Source organism: Candidatus Cloacimonadota bacterium (genome assembly GCA_021734245.1).
Classification (GTDB): Bacteria; Cloacimonadota; Cloacimonadia; order Cloacimonadales; family TCS61; genus B137-G9.
In genome coordinates, this window is record JAIPJH010000005.1 from 26,897 (window position 1) to 46,379 (window position 19,483).

The 19,483-nt window shown below is 35.5% G+C and carries 19 protein-coding genes; 8 read left to right on the plus strand and 11 right to left on the minus strand.

The window, feature by feature from the left end; translation table 11 throughout:
• Positions 1 to 4: 4 nt before the first annotated feature.
• From K9N40_01565 to K9N40_01610, 10 genes are all read right to left on the minus strand, one after another.
• Entirely contained in the window at positions 5 to 1,369 is a 1,365-nt protein-coding gene (locus K9N40_01565; GenBank protein ID MCF7813150.1) for an efflux RND transporter periplasmic adaptor subunit, read from the minus strand.
• Complete coding sequence (locus tag K9N40_01570; protein MCF7813151.1) at positions 1,370 to 2,665, minus strand: TolC family protein; 1,296 nt, start codon at positions 2,663 to 2,665, stop codon at positions 1,370 to 1,372.
• A 675-nt stretch (positions 2,666 to 3,340) separates the two neighbouring features.
• A complete protein-coding gene (locus tag K9N40_01575) occupies positions 3,341 to 4,189 on the minus strand; it encodes a thymidylate kinase (GenBank protein MCF7813152.1) in 849 nt (282 codons plus the stop codon).
• 21 nt (positions 4,190 to 4,210) lie between these two features.
• Positions 4,211 to 5,032, minus strand: coding sequence for an MBL fold metallo-hydrolase (locus K9N40_01580; protein MCF7813153.1), 822 nt, complete (start codon positions 5,030 to 5,032; stop codon positions 4,211 to 4,213).
• A gap of 9 nt (positions 5,033 to 5,041) precedes the next feature.
• The gene (locus K9N40_01585) at positions 5,042 to 5,749 is read right to left on the minus strand and encodes a Jag N-terminal domain-containing protein (protein ID MCF7813154.1); all 708 of its coding nucleotides are present in this window, start codon (positions 5,747 to 5,749) and stop codon (positions 5,042 to 5,044) included.
• Between the two features lie 10 nt (positions 5,750 to 5,759).
• On the minus strand, positions 5,760 to 7,367 hold the full coding sequence (gene yidC / locus K9N40_01590; GenBank protein MCF7813155.1) for a membrane protein insertase YidC: 1,608 nt from the start codon (positions 7,365 to 7,367) through the stop codon (positions 5,760 to 5,762).
• A 69-nt stretch (positions 7,368 to 7,436) separates the two neighbouring features.
• Positions 7,437 to 7,655 (minus strand): membrane protein insertion efficiency factor YidD, encoded by a 219-nt coding sequence (gene yidD / locus K9N40_01595; protein ID MCF7813156.1) that lies wholly within the window; start codon positions 7,653 to 7,655, stop codon positions 7,437 to 7,439.
• A 5-nt stretch (positions 7,656 to 7,660) separates the two neighbouring features.
• Complete coding sequence (gene rnpA / locus K9N40_01600; protein MCF7813157.1) at positions 7,661 to 7,972, minus strand: ribonuclease P protein component; 312 nt, start codon at positions 7,970 to 7,972, stop codon at positions 7,661 to 7,663.
• 86 nt (positions 7,973 to 8,058) lie between these two features.
• The gene (rpmH, locus tag K9N40_01605; protein MCF7813158.1) at positions 8,059 to 8,199 is read right to left on the minus strand and encodes a 50S ribosomal protein L34; all 141 of its coding nucleotides are present in this window, start codon (positions 8,197 to 8,199) and stop codon (positions 8,059 to 8,061) included.
• A gap of 166 nt (positions 8,200 to 8,365) precedes the next feature.
• On the minus strand, positions 8,366 to 9,616 hold the full coding sequence (locus K9N40_01610) for an adenylosuccinate synthase (GenBank protein MCF7813159.1): 1,251 nt from the start codon (positions 9,614 to 9,616) through the stop codon (positions 8,366 to 8,368).
• A gap of 216 nt (positions 9,617 to 9,832) precedes the next feature.
• Between K9N40_01610 and K9N40_01615 the strand changes: the two genes are divergently transcribed.
• Positions 9,833 to 10,648, plus strand: coding sequence for a helix-turn-helix domain-containing protein (locus K9N40_01615; GenBank protein ID MCF7813160.1), 816 nt, complete (start codon positions 9,833 to 9,835; stop codon positions 10,646 to 10,648).
• The gene (locus K9N40_01620; GenBank protein MCF7813161.1) at positions 10,645 to 12,657 is read left to right on the plus strand and encodes a carboxypeptidase regulatory-like domain-containing protein; all 2,013 of its coding nucleotides are present in this window, start codon (positions 10,645 to 10,647) and stop codon (positions 12,655 to 12,657) included. The genes K9N40_01615 and K9N40_01620 overlap by 4 nt, the downstream gene beginning before the upstream one ends.
• A gap of 148 nt (positions 12,658 to 12,805) precedes the next feature.
• Here the strand turns inward: K9N40_01620 and K9N40_01625 are convergent, their stop codons facing one another.
• The gene (locus tag K9N40_01625) at positions 12,806 to 13,765 is read right to left on the minus strand and encodes a hypothetical protein (GenBank protein MCF7813162.1); all 960 of its coding nucleotides are present in this window, start codon (positions 13,763 to 13,765) and stop codon (positions 12,806 to 12,808) included.
• Positions 13,766 to 13,869: 104 nt separating this feature from the next.
• On the opposite strand from K9N40_01625, the gene K9N40_01630 reads away from it, so the two are divergent.
• The 6 genes from K9N40_01630 to K9N40_01655 all read left to right on the plus strand — a co-directional run bounded on the left by K9N40_01630 (position 13,870) and on the right by K9N40_01655 (position 19,469).
• Positions 13,870 to 14,058 (plus strand): hypothetical protein, encoded by a 189-nt coding sequence (locus K9N40_01630; protein MCF7813163.1) that lies wholly within the window; start codon positions 13,870 to 13,872, stop codon positions 14,056 to 14,058.
• A gap of 30 nt (positions 14,059 to 14,088) precedes the next feature.
• Positions 14,089 to 14,418 carry a hypothetical protein gene (locus K9N40_01635; GenBank protein MCF7813164.1) on the plus strand — a complete coding sequence of 110 codons (330 nt, stop codon included), beginning with the start codon at positions 14,089 to 14,091 and terminating at the stop codon, positions 14,416 to 14,418.
• A gap of 76 nt (positions 14,419 to 14,494) precedes the next feature.
• Positions 14,495 to 16,744 (plus strand): T9SS type A sorting domain-containing protein, encoded by a 2,250-nt coding sequence (locus K9N40_01640; GenBank protein ID MCF7813165.1) that lies wholly within the window; start codon positions 14,495 to 14,497, stop codon positions 16,742 to 16,744.
• A 171-nt stretch (positions 16,745 to 16,915) separates the two neighbouring features.
• Positions 16,916 to 17,284: a cobalamin B12-binding domain-containing protein gene (locus K9N40_01645; GenBank protein ID MCF7813166.1), complete on the plus strand. Its 369-nt coding sequence runs from the start codon at positions 16,916 to 16,918 to the stop codon at positions 17,282 to 17,284.
• Between the two features lie 9 nt (positions 17,285 to 17,293).
• Positions 17,294 to 18,571 (plus strand): FapA family protein, encoded by a 1,278-nt coding sequence (locus K9N40_01650; GenBank protein MCF7813167.1) that lies wholly within the window; start codon positions 17,294 to 17,296, stop codon positions 18,569 to 18,571.
• A 187-nt stretch (positions 18,572 to 18,758) separates the two neighbouring features.
• Positions 18,759 to 19,469, plus strand: a complete 711-nt coding sequence (locus K9N40_01655) for a hypothetical protein (GenBank protein ID MCF7813168.1) — start codon at positions 18,759 to 18,761, stop codon at positions 19,467 to 19,469.
• Positions 19,470 to 19,483: the final 14 nt, after the last annotated feature.

Genomic DNA, 19,483 nt, shown 5'->3' on the forward strand with positions numbered 1-19,483 from the left:
TTTCCTACTTTTCTTTCTTCACCAGATCCATTCCACAAATGGGACAATCTCCTGGCTCATGCTGAACAATCGTCGGATGCATCGGGCAGGTATAATAGAATGATTCACTTTGAGAATGATCGTGTGAACTACCCGCGGGAGTTTCCAGTTTTGCATCCAGAAGTTTTTGTACTGCTTCCCGCAATTGACTTTCCGAATCCAGCAAAAATTGACCAGAAGTTACTACGATTTCTCCTTCCTGCAAACCGGACACAACCTGCGTGTAATATTCCAGATCATCACTCACGCCGATTTCAATTTCACGAGCTTCATAACGACCATCTCCCAAGCTGATAAATACGATTTTTCTATTTCCGGAATTGATGATCGATTCAGTAGGAATCGTCAGCACATCTAATAAAACTTCAGAATTAATATTGAGAGTAGCAAACATGCCTGGTTTCATTTGATGGCCAAAATTATCTAATTCTATCCTGATAGTTTGGGTTCGCGTTTTTTCATTTAAGGTTGGATAAATATAATCGATTTTTCCGTGTAATTTTTTACCGTAAAAATTAGCTATGTCAATTTCAACCTTACTGTTCACTTTCAAAAATGGAATATCGAATTCATACACATCGGCCATGATCCAGATTTCATCCAGGTTTCCCAGATGGTAAAGATCTTTACCCGCTTTCACAAAAGAACCCTGCTGCATAGTTTTATGCAAAATGAAACCTGCAAAAGGTGAAGAGATCACCGGATTTTTTTGAGCATTATTTTCCTTGATAAGTGTGTCTAAATATTTATCGGAAAGATCCCACAAATTTAATCTACGCTTGGTTGAGATAGCCAGGTCACTTTCTTTTCCAAAAGTTTTCACTGTATTTAGATATTCTTCTTGAGCAGAGATCAATTCGGGTGAATATATCTGGAAGAGAGGATCACCTTTTTTAATTTCCCGCCCGATCTCATCAGCATAAATCTCTTCGATCCAACCGGAATATTTCAGGTTTATGGAATAGCTCTTATCATCTGCAAGCTGCACTTTTCCCACCGTGCGAATATTGCGGACAATATCTCTCCTGTCAGCATGTTCGATGCGAACTCCCATATTTTGAACCACCACCGGATCGATGGTAAGAACATTGGAATCATTGGAATTTTCTTCTGAAGTGTCAGCTTCGGAATTGCTTTGCCACACCAGGTCCATTCCACAGATCGGACAATCTCCCGGCTCATCCTGCACTATTGTAGGATGCATCGGACAGGTGTAGTAACCTTCGGCATGTTCATGCTGATCGGTTTGTGAAACTTGTGCTTTATCGCTAGCGCTGCAACCCCAGATGAACAGTAAAGTAACTGCTAAAATCAAAATTATTTTCTTCATTTATTTCTCCTTAAATCCGGTCAATGCTTCAATCGAAAATTGACTTATTAAAATCTGGTTATTGGTTTTGATGAGAGTTCTTTCAAAATCCAAAATCTGCAGTTGAGCCTGATAGATCGATGAAAAATCTGCTTTGCCATTTTCATAAGCTGCCAGTGTCATTTTCAGAGCATTCTCAGCATTAGGAATCAGGTCATTTTCATAAGTTGCCATTTTTTCATTTGCTCGCTGGTAGGAAGATAATTCCTTTTCCAATTGAGCTGACAGCTTGGCTATAGCATCGTTGTAACTATTTTCAACAGCTTTTCGTTTGTAATTGAACATCTTGTATTTTGCCCTGGTTCTTCCCAGAAAATCGAATGGAATTGGAAAGGATATTCCCACCGAAGCAAAATCAGGGCTTTCCATTGTCCCAATATCCTGGCGATAACGATATCCAGCCCAAATTGTTAAATCAGGTAATCTGTCTCGATGAGCAAGTTTCATCTCCAATCTTTGAGTTTTTTCTTCTTGCTCCATTTTTTTTAACAGCGGTCGGTTTTGCCTGGCAGTTTCCAGAAGTTCCGTCAATTTTTCTGATATCTCTATAGTAATAAGATTATTAATTAGAATTGGTTCATTATAATTCCTATTTAGTATAGAATTCAAAGCTGCTGTAAGTTCGTTATCTTTCTGCCGAAAATCCTTCAGGTCATCCTGCAGTTTCTGCACCATAATATCCAACCTGAGCAGATCGTGTTGATTTGCTTTTCCTGTTTCATATTTAGTTTGAAGTGAAGATTTGAGCTGCAATAATAAAGTTATGTGTTTTTCAGATTTTTTTTCCAATTGCCGCACCATTGCCAGGCTGGCATAGATTTTTTTGAACTGTCCTGCCAGCTGCAGTTTCATCTCTTCCAGTTCCCAGTTTTTAGCGGTCAGCTCTGAAGATGCTATTTCCTCTCGAAGATTATTTTTGCCGGGAAAAGGAAAGGTTTGCTGTAGTTTGAACTGGATTCCGCTCATCGGTGTTTCATCCAGCACCCAACTATCGATGGGAACGCTGCTGTATTCTATTGCCAGCATCGGATCCATCAGTTTTTGAACTAAAGTTTCTTTTTCTTTTAGCATTTCCATTTGATTCTGCATAGCCTGAATTCCAGCATTTTGCTGCCAGATCATCTCGACCATGTTATCCAAAGGTTGCTGAGCAAAAAGAGAGAAACTTATCAATAGCATAGAAACATAGATCGCAATCATTCGCTTGCGCAAATAAATAAATTTCCAGTGCGCATCATTTTTTACTTTTCTTTTCATACCCATCTCCAATACCCCCTGGGGGTATATTTGAGAAGGTAATTATTTTATAGCGTTCCGCAAATTTAATTTTATGATTATTGAAATGTGAAAAAAACTACTTGTACATTTTCGAAAAATTTCAGAAGTTTAACTAAAGAAAAAGAGCGAAAAATAACAGATGAAAAGGAAGGAGCTTTTTAGCACACACCTGATATTTTTCGCCTTTCTGCTCTTACTGATTTTCTGCTTAACATTATGCACCTCTCAAATTGTATTTCGTGGGACGTTAAGCTTTTCAAAATCAGCTGCAAGAACACACTATATTGGAAGAAGAATATCTGGCACTTGATATTAATTTCCTCTTCCTATTTGCTTTATTAGGATTGCAATTGCTGTGCCAGATAATATTTTCATTCAGAAAATATTTCATAATATTGTTATCTCAGCATTTTATAGGTAGTTAGCTAATTAAGGCTTTCTTGAACTGCGGAATCATTTCATCACTTTGAAAATTTTCTTACACAAGAATTGCACAAAACTTTGTTAAAACAAAAAGGGATTTCTCAATATGAAATCCCTTTAAATTATCGACAGATCTTTATTATTTCAGTAGAAGCATTTTATTGATCTCGTCACCATCAAAATTGAGTATTTGCATATTTATACCACCTGGTTACTTGAGAAAAAAGTCATCTAAGAATTCAAAATTGCTTCTATCTTATTCCAAATTACTTTCCAATCAAAATCGGGATCGAACACAATTCCAGATTTTATCGGCAAATCCTGTAGAAGTTCCAATTCAATATTTTGTCGATGTTCAAAGTATTTTACTAAACCATCAAAATCAATTATTTGGTTCATTTTGCCGTACTTACTTTTGCCGATATATTCAATTACACGATCGATCCAATCTGGTTCGATTTCTGGTTTGGGAGATAATCTCTCAGCAGCAACTCTGCGAATTGTTTCATTTACATCCTGCTGTTTCAGGTAGATCATCAAGGGATTTAAAGATTGAATAATATCAGCAAGTTCGGAAAGATAATTTCTAATGAAGCCATAATCTTTGTTGTATACTAAAATCAATTCATTCACATGATTCTGCAGAAAGGAACATTCAAATATTACAATTTCATCATCTTTTGTATCATTAACAAATTTCTGCCAACGACAGAAATGCAAATATTTAAAAATTTGAAAACCTACTCTGCCGTCGTAAACTTCTTTGGATTCAAGGTATTTCATCAGATCATTCTGACCAATCAGGAATCCCAGATTCAAATAAGCTACCAGAGCAAATTCACCTTCAATTATTGTATTTTTTTCTATTATTTCTTTCTGCTCGGAAAACTTATTTAGAAGTTCAATATATTCAGCAGTAGGAATGCAGGCAAGCCAGGCCAGATCGGCAGGATGAGCATCTCCTTCCCGATACATTTTTGCTTTTATATTTTTAGATATAAGATATTGTTCTATTTTCTTGGCAATTGTGCTTTTTCCTGAACCGGGAATTCCTTCGACAATTATGAGTTTATGTTTCATTTTATTTAGACGATTACGCTCCTACATTCTCTCCCATAATCTCTGTGAATCGTGAGCATAAAATAAAATTCCGTTTCGATTTTTCAATTCGGTCAGGATTTTCTTTTTGGCAATGAAGGAATCTTTGCGGCAAATTTCGAAAGCAGAATTTACAGCCAGATGTTTAAGCGATTGCATTGGAATTATATCTCCGGCATAATAAGCCAGTTCACCGTCACTTTCCATGCGCACAACCTGCATCCCTTCGCTGTGACCGCCGGTACGTTCAATTTTAACTCCCGGCAAAAGCTCGTAATCGCCTTCGATAACCTTGTATTTTCCACTTTCATTTAAAAGCTGTAGATCATCTTTAAAATTGTAGGAAGCTTTATTCAGTTCATCAGGATTTTGAGCTATTTCCCATTCTGCTTTTTGGAAAACATGAATCGCATTGGGAAATGTAAGTTCAGGTTTGCCAGCAAAATTTGTAACCACTCCGCCGGCATGATCAAAATGAAGATGGGTCAAAATTACGTAATCGATTTCTTCGCGTTTCAAATCCAGTTTATGCAAGTTTTCTAGAAGATCAAAATCGGAAGCCTGGTAAATTTCCTTTTTCTTGGGGGAAAGTTTATTGCCAATTCCTGTATCGATGAGAATGTTCTTTCCAGCGGTTTGGATAAGCAGAGAATTTAAAGCCAGTGGAATTCTATTTTTGTTATCACAAGGAAGTAATTTTTTCCACAAAGCTTTGGGCATCACACCCATTGCAGCTCCGCCGTCGCCCATCCAGCTACCTGCAGAAACCACATTACAAACATATTTTCCTATCTGCATTTTGAAGAAGATCAGATTCTTTGACATATAGAATTCCTAATTACGATTAGCAGTTTTTTTTCTTCGATAAGGTCGATGATTATTGCGACGATTGTTTCGTTTTTTGGGAATATCATCACCACTTGCTGAAGACGGTAAAATTACCACTCTTTTAAATTCTCCATCACCAATCGTCATGGTGCGGAGTTCTTTATCTTTTTCCACAAATTGATGAACCACGCGGCGATTTGCCGCATGCAGAGGTTCCATCGTGATGCTGCGTCCTCTATCTTTTACCTTGGAAATAATATCTCTAACTTTATCCAGAAGTGCCTGTTTTCTGCGTTCACGATAGCCATCAACATCAACTCGAAGTCTTAGCTTTTTCTTTTCCTGTTTGTTGATCATCTGGTTCAAAAGATGTTGAATACTGTCCAGCATTCTGGCTTCTTTACCGATCAAAAATCCCGGATCGTTACTTTTGATATCAACATAATATTTTCGATCTTTAAAAGTAACTTCCAAACCTGAATAATCACCATTGATACCTTTTAAAATTCCTTCTGCATATTCTTTGATCTTTTCTGAAACGTCCGGCAGCAGGAATTTAATTTTTGTAGGTTTTGTTCCGATCAATCCAAACAGTCCTTTGGAACCTTCATCGATCACTTCAAATTTAAAATCGTCCAAGCTTACATTTTTTTCTTTCATGAATTCTGCAATAACGGCAGAAGTTGATTTTCCTTCTTTAATGATACTTTGCATAATGTCTTCCTTAATTGAATTTTTTCTTGATAAAATATTGTTGAACAGATCCAATTACTGAGAAAACTGTCCAATATAAAACTAATCCTGAAGCCAGGCCTTTGAAGATGAAGAACATCATCACCGGCATAAAATACATCATCAATTTCTGGCTCTGCATAGCAGCTTTTTGTTTTTCGTCCATTTCTTCCAGTTTTTGTTTGGAAGGCGCCATCAATTTCTGCTGAACAAACATGAAAACTGCCATCAAAATTGGTAATGCCCAAACCGGATCTGGTTCAGAAAGATCGGGCAGCCACAGAAAACTGGCTTGTCGCAAAGCGATGGAATAACGTAAAATGGGATATAGAGCAAACAAAATCGGCATTTGAATAAGAATCGGCAGACAGCCACCCATCGGATTTACACCGTGTTCTTTGTAGAGTTTCTTTAGTTCAGCATTCATGGTTTGCGGATCTTTTTTGTATTTTTTCTGAATTTCTTTCATCATCGGATTGATCTTCTGCATTTTGGTAGTAGATTCAAAACTTTTATGAGTAAGTGGATAGAGAATTATCTTCAGAACAATAGAAAAAATTATGATGCAAATTCCCCAGTTGGGAATTAAACTATATAAGAAAGAGATAAATCCTTTGAAAATTTTCCCAATCCATTGCAGCCATTTTGGTCCCATTTCCACTACATTTTCAATGCCGTTTCCATAGGTAACCAAGTTTTTGTAAACCAGCGGTCCCAGGTATAAATGATAATTGTGCGAAACCATGCTGCGATCGGTGTTTACATTCAAGTTCATTGCCGGGCTGTCACCAGCATTGAATGCTTCCAGCTTATCTGTATCGATCAGATCATCCGGAATTACAGCGATCGTAAAATATTTTGATTTTATCGCAGCCCAGTTCACATGACCATTTACCATTCTGTCTTCTTTCAATTTGGAAAGTGTAAATTTATTTAATTCATTATTGATTTGACCAACGATTTTGTAATCTCTGCTTTTCATTTTCAAATAATTTTCGGTATCGGCAATTCCGCTGTCAAAAGCCAGTTGATAAGATTCCATGGAACTTTCCGAATCGATCCTGATCTGCATTTTTACTTCATAATTATTTTCTATGCTGAAACTTTTCTGAATTTTTCCATACTGAGTTTCTGCAGCAAATATGATCTGGCGATCCCTGGTTTCATATTGAAATGGTATCGTACTCAAATTAATGGTATTACCTGATTCCAATTTCAATTCCATGCCCAGAATATCCTGATCCAAAGGAATCAGATTTGCCGGTGTTTCTTTGTCGGCCATTTTGTATTCAACCAGTTCGATCGAGGTAATAACCGCTCCCAAATTGGAAAATGTCAAATTTAAAAGATTGTTTTGCAGAGTAATATTATTATCGATTGCCACGTCAGATTCTGTCAGTTCAATAGAATTTGAGTTTTCAGTATTTGGTTGGGAAGTAGTTTGCTGCAGGTCTCTATTTGATCGAGTTGTTGTTTGTTCTACATTTTCGACTGGTTGTTCATTTGGCTGTTGGGGAACATTACTTTTCCAGATAAATTCACTGCTGATCCAGAATACGACCAGAATCAGTAAGAGGGCAAGAATGGTGCGTTTGTCCATAATTTCTCCTTAAGATTTTCGGTGAGTTCCGCTAAATTTATAAGAGCGGATAATAGACATCTTTTTCATCTATGGCAGTGGGTCATCACCACCGGAATGAAACGGATGACATTTTAGAATTCTAACGACAGATAGCCACAAAGCTTTGAAAAAGGGATATTTCTGGAAAGCCTGATAAGAATATGAACTGCAGGTTGGAGTAAATCTGCAAGATGATGGCAGCATCGGCGAAATCAAGCGTCGATAGAAACCAATCAGCAGCAGCATAAATTTATTAAAAATTCTCATCGAATTTATTGTATGAAATAATTATCCAGGTCTTTCTTTATTTCCTGCCAGCTGGCCAAACCAGCCTGGGGCTTTGCAATTATCACAATTTTCCTTTTCTTGGGAAGTTGAGAGCCAAGTTCGCGCAAATATGCTCTCACTCTTCTTTTCACTTTGTTGCGCTTGACCGCTTTTCCAACCCTTTTGCTAACAATGATGCCTGCTGAAAACGTATCTTCAGGTATTTCATGGATCAGAAAAGTAAAGAATTCTCCATGTTTTTTGCTGTGCCTGGCATAAACTTCCTGATATTCTTTTTTTGAAGTGATGAAGTTCATCTATAAAACTACTGCTAATGCTATTTCAATTACTGAATATATCAAGTGGCACAGTACAAATCACTTATAGATTTAATCTAAAATAATTAATCACTAACAGTAAGACGAGTTCTTCCTTTCGCTCTACGACGCGCTAAAACTTTGCGGCCGGCTTTGGTAGCCATGCGAGAACGAAAACCGTGCTTATTTTTCCTCTTTCTGTTATGAGGTTGATAAGTCCTTTTCATCTAAATCTCCTTATTAAAATTATCTATTTCAATTTCATAACTTATTATTCTATTGCTTTTTACAAAGCTGGAACAAACTGAAATAGAGCTCTTGACTGTCAAGATTTATTTCTTCAAATACTTAACTACTCTATATTTAGCCATTATTACTTCAAAGAACAAAATTTTATTTAACTGTCTTGAATATTGTCTGTTTTCTATCGGGCCCTACTGAGATCATGCTGATTTTTTTTCCCAATAATTCTTCAATCGTAAAAACGTATTCTTTAGCATTTTCGGGAAGATCATTAAATTCTGTGATACCAGTGATATCTTCTTTCCAACCTGGAAGTTCTACAAATTCAGTTTCCACTTGGCTTAATTTCTTGGCATTGTAGGGGAATTCAGATAATTTTTCACTATTCAAACGATAGCCAACGCAGATCTTTAAAGTTTCAAATCCGGTAAGAACATCCAGCAAAGTAAGCGCAACTTCATCAATATTGTTGATCATAGTTGTATATTTTGCAGCTACTGCATCGAACCAGCCACATCGACGTGGACGACCTGTTGTAGAACCGAACTCATTACCCTGAACTCGAATTTTTTCTCCGATATCATCCAGAAGTTCAGTTGGAAAAGGTCCTTCTCCAACTCTGGTATAATAACTTTTAAAGACACCAACTACCCTATCTACAGGTTTTGCAAATCCACTGCCGATGGCAATTCCACCGGCTATTGTATGAGAAGAAGTAACAAAAGGATAAGTTCCAAAATTCACATCTAGAAGTGAACCCTGAGCTCCTTCAAACAGTATATTTTCATCTTCGATTGTTTGCCAGATATATGGAATCTGTTTGATGAAAGGTTTTAAGATCTTCCCTGCTTCAATTAAATTTTCTACCGTAGATCCAATTTCTGATTGTGGAATTTCATGATAGTGAAATAAATTTGAGATCCTTTCGATCAAATATTCTTTTTCATAAAGATCACCAAAACGAATTCCCACTCGGGCTGTTGCATCGGAATAAGCAGGACCGATTCCTCTTTTGGTAGTTCCGATCTTTGTTTGAGTTGTATCAGATTCGTGTCTGCCATCCATCTTCTTGTGAATTGACAACACCAGATGTGCTCTTGGATCGATGAAAAATCGCTCTTCAAAAATTACACCTTTATTCTTTAGTCCTTCAATTTCAGAGATCAAATCAAAGGGAGCGATAACAACTCCAGGACCTAAAACACATTTTTTTTCTGGATACAAAATTCCTGATGGAACCAGATGAAATACATATTTTTCATTATCCAGAAGTATTGTATGACCAGCATTATTTCCACCTTGAAAACGTACGATATAATCTGCATCTTTTGCTAAAACATCCACTATTTTAGCTTTTGCTTCATCGCCCCAGGCACAACCCAAAACGGCAGTAGAGCTCATAAATAACCTCTCTCCAAATTTTCTTTTGCCAAAACAAAAGCAGCCTCGCAAAAGCGTGCTGCTATTGCGTAGCATTTCTTATATCGAGGTATTTTCTGTCAACTAAACATTTTCTCTTTAAATATGTTGTACCGTTTAACAACAAAAATTATAGTTTGACATTATTTTCCAAATATATTTGTTGTCGCCTTGTGGTACAAATACAGGAGGAAGTGGATGCAAAAATTTGTTAACGATCTTGTGATGACGGGTCTTACAGAGAACGAAGCAAAAACATATTTGCTGCTATTGAAGCATAAACTTACAGCCACCAGGATTGCGCAGAACATTGGCGTGAACAGATCAAATATCTATGGCATTATTTCCAGTCTTATCGAAAAAGGATTTGTTCGAGAAATGAATGGAAAGGTCAGAACATTTGTGGCAAATAATCCAAAGATAGCCTTCAATTCCAATAAAACATTCCTGAAAATGCGTATAAAATTGATGGATAAACTTGCAGATGAATTATTTCCTTATTATGAAGTAGAAAAAGAAATCAAAGATAGCGAATTGATCAAGATATTGCATAGCAATTCATCGATAATGAACACACTCGAAAAACTGGAAGCAGAAGCAGAAAAAGAAGTATTGGCATTCAGCAAACCTCCTTATATTATGAAAGTAGATAATTTGGACAATTTGAACGTAGTACAAAAGGCAAGTGCAAAAAAAGGAGTAAAATACAAAGCCGTTCATCAAATCGAATCTGAAAATCTGGAGAATTTTGTAAAACGCATGAAATATTTTGCCAGCATGGGAGAAGAAGTTCGCGTGGCAAAACAACTGCCAATGAAATTATTTATTTTCGATCAAAAAATCGCAGTTTTTACCTTGGAAAATAATATCAGCAATATATCACATTTCACGTTCACATCTTTTGAGCACACGGATGTAGCAAAAACTTTTACGCAGATATTTAATCAATATTGGGAAAATTCTATCCCATTGAATAAATTTATAAAACAAACAAAAAAGGAGTTGAAATCATGAAAAAAATTGTAGTATTATTAATTTTAATGATCCCTGTTTTACTTTGTTCTACAGTTATTCCGGCTGGCGATGTGAGCGGAACCTGGGATGCAGCTGGAAGTCCGTATTATATCGATGGTGAGATCACAATTCAGTCGGGAGATGAATTGCAGATCGAACCTGGAGTAGATGTTATTTTTAACGCTCATTACAAATTCATTATTTATGGCAGGATCGCAGCCAATGGAACTGCAACAGATTCAATCAGTTTTACACCTTTAGATCCATCTATCGGCTGGCACGGACTTAGATTTATTGATGGAAATCTGAGTTCTTTACCAGCTTCAGAAATCAGTTACTGTCAGTTCAAAAGAGGTTTTGCTCTGGGAGCAGATCCCGATTCCAACGGTGGAGCTATTTATTGTACAAATACTTCCAATCTTACTATCGATAATTGCTTCTTTGCGTTCAATTATTGTGAATGGGACGGTGGTGCTGTTTTTCTGGGAGACGGCTCTGATGTAGCAATATCGAATTCCATGTTTTTGGAAAATGATTGTGGATTTTATGGTGCGGGAATCATTTCCTACGCATCCGATCCCATAATTGACGGATGTACATTCAAATCAAATACTTCTTCGATTTTTGCTGCCGGATTCAGTGCCTGGGATAACTCAAACCCAGAGATTTACAACAGCTGGTTTATAGACAATTTTGCTGGAGCGTGTACTGGAATATATTGTGTAGATTCAAATGTAAAATTGGCAAACCTGATCATGTTCAATAACACAACTGATTTTGGTTCTGGAGCTGCTATTGGAATTACAAATTGCTCTACAGAAGCTTCAAATATTACAGCCGTAGATAATGAATCTCTTCTTTCCGGAGGAGCATTCTGGGTTAATGGTGGAAGCCTGGAGTTATATAATTCTATTTTGTGGAATAATTTACCAGAAGACATTTTCGTATTAAGCGGAACTGCTGATGTGTATAACAGTTGTGTAAGCGATGGTACAACAGGAACAGGTGTTATTGCCGATGATCCACAATTTGTTGATTTGAGCGGTTATGATCTTCATCTTTCCGAAACATCTCCCTGCATTGATAGTGGCGATGATACAATCGTTCCATTTGCTTTACCCATGTACGATCTGGATGGAAATGACAGAATAATTGATGGTGATTTGAGCGGAACATTGGAAATCGATATGGGAGTCTATGAATTCGTTCCTGCCGGACCAACTACCGGATTTATTGCTGGGAATGTAACCGATGTCGATGGAAATCCTCTGGAAAATGCTGAAATAAATGCTGGAACTTATACTGCAAATACAGATGTAAATGGTGATTATTCAATAGAAGTTGAAGCTGGAGATTATACTGTGTCCTGCCATTTAGATGGTTATCAGGATCCTGCAAATGTAGACGTAACTGTAATAGCTGGTGAAACTGTTACTGTTGATTTTGTTATAGAACTGATAATAACAACTGGATTCATCCAAGGAAATGTAACTGATATCAATGGAAACCCTCTGGAAAATGCTGAAATTAGTGCTGGAACTTATACTGCAAATACAGATGTAAATGGTAATTATTCAATAGAAGTTGAGGCTGGAGATTATACTGTTTCCTGCCATCTGGATGGTTATGATGATCCTGCAAATGTAGATGTAACTGTTATAGCTGGTGAAAATGTTACTGTTGATTTTGTATTAGAGCCAGAATCAGAAGCTGGAGATATTTTAAACATAACACATCTTACTCTTCTTGGAAATCATCCTAATCCATTTAATCCGAGTACAGTAATTTCATTTGCAATTCCAAGCGAAGAAAAAGTTGATATAACAATATACAATTCGAAAGGACAAACTGTTCACAAATTAACTTCTACTACTTTCTCAGCAGGAATTCACCAGGTAGAATGGAATGGAAAAGATGATAATAAAAAGATCGTAACTTCAGGAATTTATTTTTATAGGATCCAAACTGAGAATGAATCATCAATTGGAAAAATGATCTTAATGAAATAATCAACTTGTAATTGACTGTTCGCTTTTAGCTGACTGTGAACAATATAGGCTCCTGAGTTTTTCTTAGGAGCCTTTTTGTGTTTGTGAAACGGTCATCATTAATTCTGAAAATGTGATTGAATTTTCTTGGTTGATACTTTACACTTCATCACTCCACTTCTTCAATATCATAAACAACTTCAATATTCTGCACACACTCAGTAAGTTCTCTGTTCAAATCCTCTTTTGTTAATGGTATTGTTCCATCTTTTAAAGGTTTCAATTTTTCACATAAATCCTTGGGAATATCTTGATTATTAATCTTCACTATCTTTTTTGGTAACTGTGGAAAAGTCAGCATTTGTAATTTCCCAAATTTATCAACTGAAATCTCAAACCTAATACTGTTAAAATGACCATCAGCCTGGAAATAGAAAACGAAAACTTCGTATAAACCTTTCTTAATTATATCAATTTGATATTTAATAATTTCAGAGATATCCGTTTCTTCCAGTCTTCTGAATGAGATAACATCTAATTCAAATTCAGAAAGAAAACTGTAATCCATAGAGGAAAGTGATTTCTGAATCCTTTTGATACAATTCATTAAATTGTAATGCAATTTAGTTCCAGGGATTGGATCAAAACTTTTTACATCATTTTTCAGTTTGTAAAATAGTATTATTTCCTGTCTCAGTCGGTATATTTTTATCCTGAATGAATTTTCTTTTTGATTTAGATCTCTGGCTGCAAACTTTATACCTCTCTTGAATGTATGTTTCAGTAATTTTCTATCTTTTTCACTGATTATTGACTTAGGAACTTCGGATAATATTTCTGCAAATTCCGATTTCTTAGGATTGTCATAGTTCACTGCTTGATTGAGCATTATAGGATCCACATTTATATTACGCTTTTGCGATTTCAACAGATTAAGTGATTTATTTTTTGCCACAGTAAATATCCAGTTCGATAAAGTATCTATGTTCAGCACCTGTTCATTTATAAAGCATTCGATGGCAGTTAACTGCGCTATTTCACGAGCACTGTCTTCATCTGATAAATAGTGTAAAGCAACCTGATAAGCTTTTCCGGTAATCACATCATAATCCAAAGCATGTTGAGTCATCCCCCCCACTTTAATTTCTTTAATAGCATAACTTTAGCTGCGTTTTTGTTACAAATCACTTACCTCGATTGTAAATATAGTAAAAGGAGTTAATCGAGGTGAACATGAAAAGATTAAGTTTTCTTTTACTACTTGGATTCATTTTATCTGTTTCTCTATTTGGTCAACTAAATTATCCTGAAATTCCCAAAGATGATTTGGAGGATTTTGAATACACTATAATTTTCGAGGAACCAAACGGTACATACAAAATCGTGGTTGTAGGCGATGTTACATACATTGTTTACTATTAAATCAGAAGGGGGGAAAACAAAGGAGTTCAAATGAAAAAGATCACATTCTTCTTGCTAATGACTTTTGCCTTAAGCTTAGTTTATTCAAATTGTTTTGGATTAGTTATTTATGTTCAATATACTAATTCTGTACAACAAGTAACGATTGAATCTTCAAATGGATGGTCAGCTACACAACCAGGTTCACAAGGTACAACAACTTTCTATAATGTACCAACAAGTGTACAGGGTACTTATATCACTGCAACACAGGGCACATTATCAGGTGGGGCAATGTTTCCTTATCTGACGTATGAAATTACCATTACATTAGATGATGGCTCTGAGCCAGAGCCAGATCCTGAACCAAATAATGATTAAATAAATGAAACTCCCCTTCTGTTTTAAAAAGTTTAATGTTTGACAAAAAAATCAGTCATAAATTTAGGTAGGTTTTATGAAGCAGAAATTTATTTTTTTCTTATTGCAAATGGTAGTTGCAAATATTTATACAACCGAACTCACTTTGGATCATGTTCTTGATTTTGGTGTAACCGGTAATTACCAGAATTTTGATGGTGAGATTGACTTCCCTTATCTTTATACTTTTTCCACTTATGCATTTGAAGTATATTCCATTAGTGAAGAAAACGGTGAATTATCAGAAATCTCGAAACTTCCATTATCAGGTGAGATCAACTCAATACAGCATTTTGATAACTTTATTTTTGCAGCAACTGTTGATCAGGAATATGAAATGATTTCAACTTTGTATAAAATTGACATAACAGATCCTTATCAATTGCAAATCGTTGATTCAGTTAATCGAAATTACGAAGTATGGTCATTAAAAAATTATAATGGTTTCCTTGCATATCACAAAGTAATAAACGGTTTTGTAAATGGTGTTGTGTTTCTTGATCAGTATTCTTTAAATGAGATAAACACAATAGAAATTAGCAGATTTACACATGCAGTTAATGATACTATTATCGCATACGTTGATAGTAATCCTATTGATACAGTTGTTTTATACAATATCTCAGATGTAACCGATATTGAATACTTCTGTTCTGTCGATTTATCTGCTTCATCTTTGGGATTAGGATCCATTTATCCGTTGGGAAATGAGAAGATAGTAATGACTCCAAATACAGGTGTGTCTTTCTGGGATATTTCTGATTTATCCAACTGGCAGTTTCTGTCAGATTATTCAACAGTGACGCCAGGTTCTAAATTTGGAGGAGTGAATAAAATCGATGATTACCTCATAATACCCCAGCAAAATTCCGGTATTGAAGTTGTCGATATTTCCGATTATTCAAATCCGGATTTTGTGAGTTTTTGGGAATTTCCCGAATTCTTTTATTTCAATTTATACTTCAGTTTTTCTCATGTACTGTCATTTAATAGTAACTTATACTTAGGTACATTTCAGGATGGAATTTTTCATTTAGGTTTTGATAATGGTTATATAGAATATGAAGATCGAATACTAAATGATGCTTTAAGATATACAAATTCTATTTATCACAACAACCATTTAATCACAACAAGTTATAACTATGGAAGTCAGATTTATAATGTTTCCGACATCTCTAATCCATTCAAGGTAGCAACAATACTCGATAGTTGCTATATTATTCATCAGCAAGCAGTTAGTGATAAACTAATTATATCTTATTATGATCATGATGAATTTCAGTATATATCTCTTTTCGATATTTCTAATATGACGTCTCCAATATTATTATATGATTTTGCTCCAAATTTTGAATCTGATTTTATCATAAATCCGACTGAGAGTGATATAGTATATATTCAATATAGCTACCCGAATTATGTAATTAATAAGTATGACATATCGATTCCTGACAATCCTCAACTCGTTGCTAGTTTTGATCTACCTGAAGCCGTAGGAACAGGTTTTTTCAAGGACAACGTAGCTTATTTTCAAGCTCTGACAGGAAGCAATGATTTGTATATCTATAGCAACTTTGAGAATGATCAACCAATCTTGGAGAACTGCATAACTAACTTCGGGATAGATAATTACAGTCATCTTTCACATATCGGACAATATTTACAATTACTAAATCTCTCATTTAATAATAGGTATTATGATTTAACTGATCCGATTAATCCATCTCTGCAATTCGTATTAGATTCACGTTCTTATTATTGGAAAATGGAAATTAAAGATGATATTTTATTTTCAGCAAAGAACTGCACATTGAGCTTATATGATTTAAGTAACAATCCGTCAGGTCAATTACAGCCATTTGATTCGATTTTGCTAAATAGCTGGTATAGAGATTTATCTTTCGTAGAAAATGCGAATACAAATTATGCTATAGTTACACAATTAGAGTGCATTTCAATATATGAATATGAAATTCTAACTGATATTATAGATGATGAAATTTTATCCAATAACACTTCGCTCTCCAACTCTCCCAATCCCTTCAATCCACGCACCAAAATCACATATACCATTGAAAAACCAGGAAAGATAGAATTGGACATATTCAACACTAAAGGCCAGAAAGTAAAGTCACTCATCGATAGTGAACAACCGGTCGGTTCATATGAAATATATTGGAATGGAAAGGATTTGAATAACAAGTGTGTGGCAAGCGGCGTCTATTTCTGCACTTTGAAAACTGATAGAAACTGTGTCTCAAAGAAGATGATCTTATTGAAATAAAAACTTGTAATTGACTGTTCGCTTTTTGCTGACAGTAAACTATATAGGCTCCTGAGTTTTTCTTAGGAGCCTTTTTACTTTCAGAAAAACGTTGACGCCAGATTGATTTCGATAATTGTGTTTTTTCATAAATTGGAGGGTTGTGTGAATTTAAACCAAAAGATAAGGGTTATGATCGCAAAACCTGGTTTGGATGGACATGATAGAGGAGCCAAATACATAGCCAGAGCTTTGCGTGATGCCGGTATGGAAGTAATTTATACCGGAATTCGCCAAACTCCAAAGCAAATAGTGAATGCTGCCATTCAGGAAGATGTAAAATTCCTCGGACTTAGTTTACTTTCGGGAGCTCATAATTTTTTGTTCCCGAAAATCGCTGAAATGATCCAGGATAAAGTTGGAGATGAAATCATTTTATTTGGTGGTGGAGTTATTCCCGAAGAAGATATACACAGCCTGAAGAAATCAGGTTTTAAAGCAATATTCACCCCTGGTGCTTCGTCTCAGGAAGTTATAGATTTCGTACAAAATTTTAGTTAGGGAAGTATTATGAAACCCGGAAAAACTTATGTAAACAGCAGCGAAACAGTTTTATTAACTATTTCAGAAGATAATTTTGCTGCTTATCTCACGTTTAAAGAAACACCGGTATTCATCGATGAAAATGAAATATTGAAGCTTTTGAAACAGGCAAATATATCTCACGGCTATTCAGCAGCCATCAAATATAATAATCAGCGAAAACTGGAAAAAGAAGCCGGCAAACCGTTTTTGATAGCAATGGGAACTAATCCAAATTCCAAGCCGGAAATATCACTACTATTTGACCGCGCAAAATGCTTTGATCCAGATTCTTCCTTCAGTGTTTTCGAAATGGAGCAATTCGTTTCAATCGAAAAAGGACAACCTTTAGCAGAAGTTTCTGTAGCTTTATCCAGCCAGTCTGGAAAAGATATCTTTGGAAATGACGTCACAAAATTCAGCAAACATGATACATCAGTTTACAACTATATTGGAAAGGATATAAAGTTTGATAATGAAACAAACCAGCTGATCGCTATGAAATCCGGTTATCCATACATCGACAGCTCTCAAAAGATCCAGATAAAATCTGACTTTTACATCAATGAAGACCTGGAAAACGTTGATCTGAAACTACATGGTGATCTGGTTATAAATGGTGTAGTTTACAAATCGAATTTGAATATTTCTGGTGATCTGATGATCTATGGTGATATCGAAGATTGTAGGGATTATGGCATTTTTGTTACTGGTGATGTTACAATGGATTTTGCTGAGAATGCTCGTATCGTTAGTGGAGGGCAGATCAAATTCCACAACGAAGTGGAAAATTGTTTATTGAGTGCCAGCGAAGGCATCTGGGGAGAAGAAAACAGTGCAGTTATTGGTGGGATGCTGCAATCTGCAAACTCGATTTCATTATACAGTATCGGCTCCGAAAATCCCGTTATCACAGAAGTTGAAATTGCGCTTTCCACATATACAAAAGAACTGCTGAAAAGAGAAGAATTCAAGCTTAATCAACTAATTATAAACACTCCGAAAAAACAAGATCCTGATGAGAAACTGGTTCAAGATTATAACAATAAGATCAAATTCCTGGAAGAAAAATATACCAAAGAGATCGAAGAAGCAATAAAAAAACCACCCAAACGTTATAAAATCAGCGTGATAAAAGAGGTTTATCCTGAAACATTATTCCGCATTTTAAATCATTCTTCCAAAGTAAAAAGCGAAAAAGGAAAGATGATTTTTACCTTTATTGATAACGAAATGGTAATTAATAAGGTTGACAAATATGTGTAATATAAATTTATTGTATAAAAAATTAAGAAGAAGGTATTTTCATAGTGGTGTGGAAAGAAAATGAGATCATAATTTATAAAAATTTCGCTAATTATAGACGAAAGCATTTACCTGCCCCGGTAGATGCTTTTTTTTATTTTCAGCAGAATTTCATGTTTTCATGCGAACTATTTTTAGGAGATTATAAATGAGTAAGAAATTGGACATTTTGATCGAGATGCAGAAATGCGACGACATCATCGGAGAAAAAGAAAGTCTGATGCAAAGCCTTCCAGAAGAATTGAGCAGCCTGAAGGAAAATTTGGCAGTTGCAAATGCACAATTGGAAGACACACAAAAATTATTGGATGAAAACCTGAAGAACCAGAAGTTAAAAGAACTTGAAATAAAAAGCAACAAAGAAAAGATTGATAAGTATAAAAATCAACTTCTCACAATCCAGACCAACAAAGAATACAAAGCTTTGAACAGTGAAGTCAGCCATCTGGAAAACAAAAATACAGGAATCGATGATGAGATAATCGAACTCATGGAAGCAGAAGCCAATTTGCGAAACCAGGTAAAAGATGAACAGGAAATTCAGAACAAAGCTCAGACCGAACTCAATGCAAACGAAGAAAAACTGAAGAAAAAGATCATAGAAGTAGAGAAAGAGATCGATGAGATAAGAGCTCAACGAAATGAAATGGCAACCGAGCTTCCTAAATCTGTTGTAAAAAGATATGCAGCTCTTATCAAAAATAAAAATAGAAAAGCTGTTGTTTTTGAAGTAAACGGCAGTTGCAGCGGTTGTCATTATGTTATCCGCCCACAGCTTATTATCGAAATCAAAAATCGTAAGCACGTGGTAACTTGTGAAAGTTGTGGAAGAATGCTGGTTGCAAAACCAGAAAATTGATTATTATAAATAAA